Raw genomic sequence first — 4,371 nt, forward strand, 5'->3', positions numbered from 1 at the left:
GTGCAGACGGCCGCCCGCCCGGCGCCGCCCCCCACCCCGGCTCCCGCCGCCGCTCCGCCGGCAGCGGCGCCGGCTCCGGCCCCCGCGCCGGCCCCGGCATCGACACCGACCCAGACCGCTGCCCTGCCGCCGCCCGCCCCGCCCCCGGCGCTGCCGCGCAGCGCGCTCAGCGTGGTGTTCGAGGCCGCGGCGTCCGACCTGCCGGAGTCGGCCGAGGCGACGGTGAACGATCTGGCCCAGCGGATGCGCGCCAACGAGACCCTGCGCCTGCAGCTGCGCTCCTACGCCAGTGGCACGGCGGAGACCGCGCGCGAGGCGCGGCAGCTGTCGCTGGCCCGCGCGCTGGCGCTGCGCGAGCGGCTGACCGCCTTCGGCATCCGCAGCACCCGCATCGACATCCGCGCGCTGGGCACCGGCGCCGCCGACGGGCCGCCGGACCGCATCGACGTGGAGTTCCTGAACTGAACGAGGCGCGCGCGCCCGAACGGAGGAGTTGGTTCCGATGACGCGCCCCGAGCGCTTCCTGACCCGGATGATCCTCTTCCTCGTCGTCGTCGTGGTGGTGGTCGGGCTGCTGTTCCCGGCGCTCTACGGCGCGTTCATGACCAACGCGGCGCTGAACGGGCTGATCATGACGGCGCTGCTGGCCGGCATCGTCTTCATCTTCCGGCAGGTGCTGATCCTGCGGCCGGAGGTGGCGTGGCTGCACGGCTACCAGCAGTTCCAGCACGACCGCCCCGGCGCGCTCGCCACCGTGCCGGAGCCGGTGCTGCTCGGCCCGCTGGCCCGCATGCTGGGCGAGAAGCGCGGGCGGCTGATGCTGTCGGCGCTGTCCATGCGCACCGTCCTCGACGGCCTCGCCGCACGCCTCGACGAGTCGCGGGAGCTGTCGCGCTACCTCATCAGCCTGCTGATCTTCCTGGGCCTGCTCGGCACCTTCTGGGGCCTGCTGCACACGGTGCGCTCGGTCGGCTCGGTGATCGGCAACCTCAGCGTCAGCGGCGGCGACGTCGCCACCATGTTCGCCAGCCTGCAGCATGGGCTGGAAGCGCCGCTGACCGGCATGGGCACGGCCTTCTCGTGCTCGCTGTTCGGCCTCGCCGGGTCGCTGGTGCTGGGCTTCCTGGAATTGCAGGCGACGCAGGCGCAGCACCGCTTCTTCCAGGACGTCGAGGACTGGCTGTCCGGCGCCACCCGCCTGTCCACCGGGGCGGCCGGCAACCTGGAGACCGGCGACCAGTCGATCCCCGTCTACGTCCAGGCGCTGCTGGAGCAGACCGCGGAGAACCTGGACGGCCTGCAGCGCATCGTCGCCTCGGGCGAGGAGAGCCGCCGCACCTCCAACGCCAACCTGATGGCGCTGACCGAGCGGCTGAGCACGCTGACCGACCAGATGCGGGCCGAGCAGACGCTGCTGCTGAAGCTCACCGAGAGCCAGATGGAGATGAAGCAGGTGCTGGGCCGGCTGGCCGACGCCACGGCCGGCGGGCTGGACGAGAACTCGCGCCAGCACCTGCGCAACATCGACGTCTACCTCGCCCGCCTCGTCGAGGAGACCTCCTCCGGCCGCACCCAGGCGGTGGGCGAGATCCGCAACGAGATCAAGGTCCTCACCCGCACCATCGCGGCGCTGGCGGAAGAGGCGGAACGCGCCGACGGGCGGTAAGGGAACCCTCGCACCATGGCCAGTTTCAGCCGCCGCAACGGACACCGCGAACTGAACGCCTGGCCCGGCTGGGTCGATGCGCTGTCGTCGCTGGTGATGGTGGTCATCTTCCTGCTGATGGTGTTCGTGGTGGCGCAGTTCTACCTCGCCACCGCGCTGACCGGCCGCGACGAGCAGCTGCAGAGCCTGTCGCGCAAGGTGGCCGAGCTGAACGACCTGCTGACCATGGAGCGCGACGCCAACGGCGATCTGCGCGTCAACATCGCGCAGGTGTCGGACCAGCTCCAGGCCTCGGTCGCCACCCGCGAGGACCTGACCGCGGCCATGGGCCAGCTCCAGGACGACCGCGACGCCGTCGCCCGCGAGGCCGCCTCGCTGGCCGCCGACATCCGCGCGCTGCGCGAGATGCGCCAGCGCCTGGAGGGCGAGGTGGCGGAGCGCGCCGCCGCGCTGCGCCTGACCGAGGAGCAGCGGCAGGCGCTGCTCGCCCAGCTCGGCACGGCGCGCGACCGCGGCAAGGAACTGGAGGCGAAGCTCGCCGACTCCGGCGAGAAGACCATGCTGGCGCAGAAGGAGGTCGCGCTGCGCGACCAGCAGGTCGCCGCGCTGAACCGCCAGATCGCCGAGGCCACCGACAAGGCGGCGGCGACGCAGAAGGACATCGCGCAGGCGCAGAAGGACCTGGGCCTGCGCAGCGACCAGATCGACACGCTGAACAAGCAGATCGCCGCGCTGCGCGACCAGCTCGCCCGCATCGGCGCGGCGCTGGACCTGTCGGAGAGGAAGGCCAGCGAGCAGCAGGTGCAGATCGCCGACCTCGGCGCCCGGCTGAACCAGGCGCTGGCCAGCAAGGTGCAGGAGCTGGCCCGCTACCGCTCGGAGTTCTTCGGGCGCATGCGCGAGGCGCTGGGCACCCGGCAGGACATCCGCATCGTCGGCGACCGCTTCGTCTTCCAGTCCGACATCCTGTTCCCCTCCGCCTCGTCCGAGCTGCAGGAAGCCGGCAAGCGCCGCATGGCTGACCTCGCGCAGACGCTGATCGAGCTGGGCAAGAACATCCCGTCGGACATCAACTGGGTGCTGCGCGTGGACGGCCACACCGACATCCGGCCGATCACCCGCACCTACGCGTCGAACTGGGAGCTGTCGGCGGCGCGCGCCATCGCGGTGGTGAAGTTCCTGATCGAGCAGGGCATCCCGGCCGAACGGCTGGTCGCCGCCGGCTTCGGCGAGTGGCAGCCGCTCGACATCGGCACCACCGACGAGGCGCTGGCCCGCAACCGCCGCATCGAGATCAAGTTCGACCAGCGGTGACAGGTCCCCTCCCCCTGCTCCGCAGGGGGAGGGTCAGGGTGGGGGCAACGCCTTACCGGCGAAGCCGAAGCCCCCACCCTTCCCGTGCTGCGCACGGGCCCCTTCCCTCCCCCGCTGGGAGCGAGGGAGGGAATTTACTGTTTCCATGCGCGAGGAGGACCCGCGCATGCCCGTTCCCGCCACCCACGCCGCCCCGGCACCGCGCCGGACCGACAAGGAGCCGTTCGACGTCGACGAGGCGTTCCGCCGCCTGCGCATCGCCGTCGCCGACCTGCCGAAGGCCGCCATGTTCGAGCTGCGCGACGAGGGCTACGGCTCGCCCTTCGAGCAGCTGGTCGGCAGCCTGATCTCCGCCCGCACCCGCGACGAGACGACGCTGGCCGTCTGCCGCCGCCTGTTCGCCGTGGCCCGTACGCCGGAGGCGATGGCGGCGCTGCACGAGGCGGAACTGGTCCGCCTGCTGAACGGCGCCACCTTCCCGGAACCCAAGGCCCGCGACCTGATCGCGCTGTCGCACCGCATCGTCGCCAAGCACGGCGGCCGGGTGCCGGACACGCCGGAGGGGCTCACCGCGTTCCGCGGCGTCGGGCCGAAGATCGCGGCGCTGACGCTGGCGGTCGGCTACGGGCGGCCGGCCGTCGCGGTGGACGTGCACGTGCACCGGGTGACCAACCGCTGGGGCTATGTCGCCGCCACCGCGCCGGAGCGCACCATGGAGGTCCTGGAGCGGACGCTGCCCGAACGCTACTGGATCGAGATCAACGAGCGGCTGGTGCCCTTCGGCAAATGGATCTGCACGGGCGAGCGGCCGAAATGCTCGACCTGCCCGCTGCTGTCGATGTGCCGGCAGGTCGGCGTGACGTCACATCGCTGACGCTTGGCGGGGAGCGGCCGATTCGGGTACATACACGCCGACTGTGGTCTTTCCCCGGGGTACCGACGCGATGATCCTCTATGCGCTCCGCTGCAACTGCGGCCACGAGTTCGACCAGTGGTTCGAGAACATGGCCGACTACGACGCCCAGCGCCCGTCCCTCACCTGCCCGTCCTGCGGCGGGCATGAGGTGGCCAAGGCCATCATGGCCCCGCGCGTCGGCAAGGCGCAGCCGGCCGCGCCCGCCCACCCCTGCAACCCGGTCGGATGCGGCAACGGCGCCTGCCCGATGGCGCAGGCGATGATGTGAGGTGATCCAAGTCCCTCCCTCGCCTCCGGCGGGGGAGGTCAGGAGGGGGCAGGGGCTTTACGGGAAGACCGTAGCCCCCACCCTCCCACTTCGTGGGCCCCTCCACCGGTCGCCCGACTTGCGGGCGACCGCGCTCCGCCTACGATCGCCTTCGGCGCTCGTTAACTTCGTTACCGGCTCCACGCCCCCGCCGGAGGCGAGGGAGGG

Annotated in this window: 5 protein-coding genes; all 5 read left to right on the forward strand. The window is 72.0% G+C overall.

The window, feature by feature from the left end; genetic code table 11:
- Positions 1 to 465: OmpA family protein (locus TSO221_RS29270; RefSeq protein WP_146208939.1), on the forward strand; the 465-nt coding region annotated here is incomplete at its 5' end.
- Positions 466 to 502: 37 nt separating this feature from the next.
- On the forward strand, positions 503 to 1,666 hold the full coding sequence (locus TSO221_RS29275) for a flagellar motor protein MotA (RefSeq protein ID WP_109122041.1): 1,164 nt from the start codon (positions 503 to 505) through the stop codon (positions 1,664 to 1,666).
- 15 nt (positions 1,667 to 1,681) lie between these two features.
- Entirely contained in the window at positions 1,682 to 2,980 is a 1,299-nt protein-coding gene (locus tag TSO221_RS29280) for a peptidoglycan -binding protein (RefSeq protein ID WP_109122042.1), read from the forward strand.
- 166 nt (positions 2,981 to 3,146) lie between these two features.
- Positions 3,147 to 3,854, forward strand: coding sequence for an endonuclease III (gene nth / locus TSO221_RS29285; protein ID WP_109122044.1), 708 nt, complete (start codon positions 3,147 to 3,149; stop codon positions 3,852 to 3,854).
- Between the two features lie 70 nt (positions 3,855 to 3,924).
- Positions 3,925 to 4,164, forward strand: coding sequence for a DUF1178 family protein (locus TSO221_RS29290; RefSeq protein WP_109122043.1), 240 nt, complete (start codon positions 3,925 to 3,927; stop codon positions 4,162 to 4,164).
- The last annotated feature ends 207 nt before the right edge of the window (positions 4,165 to 4,371 follow it).

It is taken from the genome of Azospirillum sp. TSO22-1 (assembly GCF_003116015.1).
Lineage (GTDB): Bacteria > Pseudomonadota > Alphaproteobacteria > Azospirillales > Azospirillaceae > Azospirillum.

What these genes read in the sequence shown, in the direction of transcription:
- TSO221_RS29275 (WP_109122041.1), top strand. Translation starts at nt 503, where the DNA reads ATGACGCGCCCCGAGCGCTTCCTGACCCGGATGATCCTCTTCCTCGTC.
- TSO221_RS29280 (WP_109122042.1), top strand. Translation starts at nt 1,682, where the DNA reads ATGGCCAGTTTCAGCCGCCGCAACGGACACCGCGAACTGAACGCCTGG.
- nth (WP_109122044.1), top strand. Translation starts at nt 3,147, where the DNA reads ATGCCCGTTCCCGCCACCCACGCCGCCCCGGCACCGCGCCGGACCGAC.
- TSO221_RS29290 (WP_109122043.1), top strand. Translation starts at nt 3,925, where the DNA reads ATGATCCTCTATGCGCTCCGCTGCAACTGCGGCCACGAGTTCGACCAG.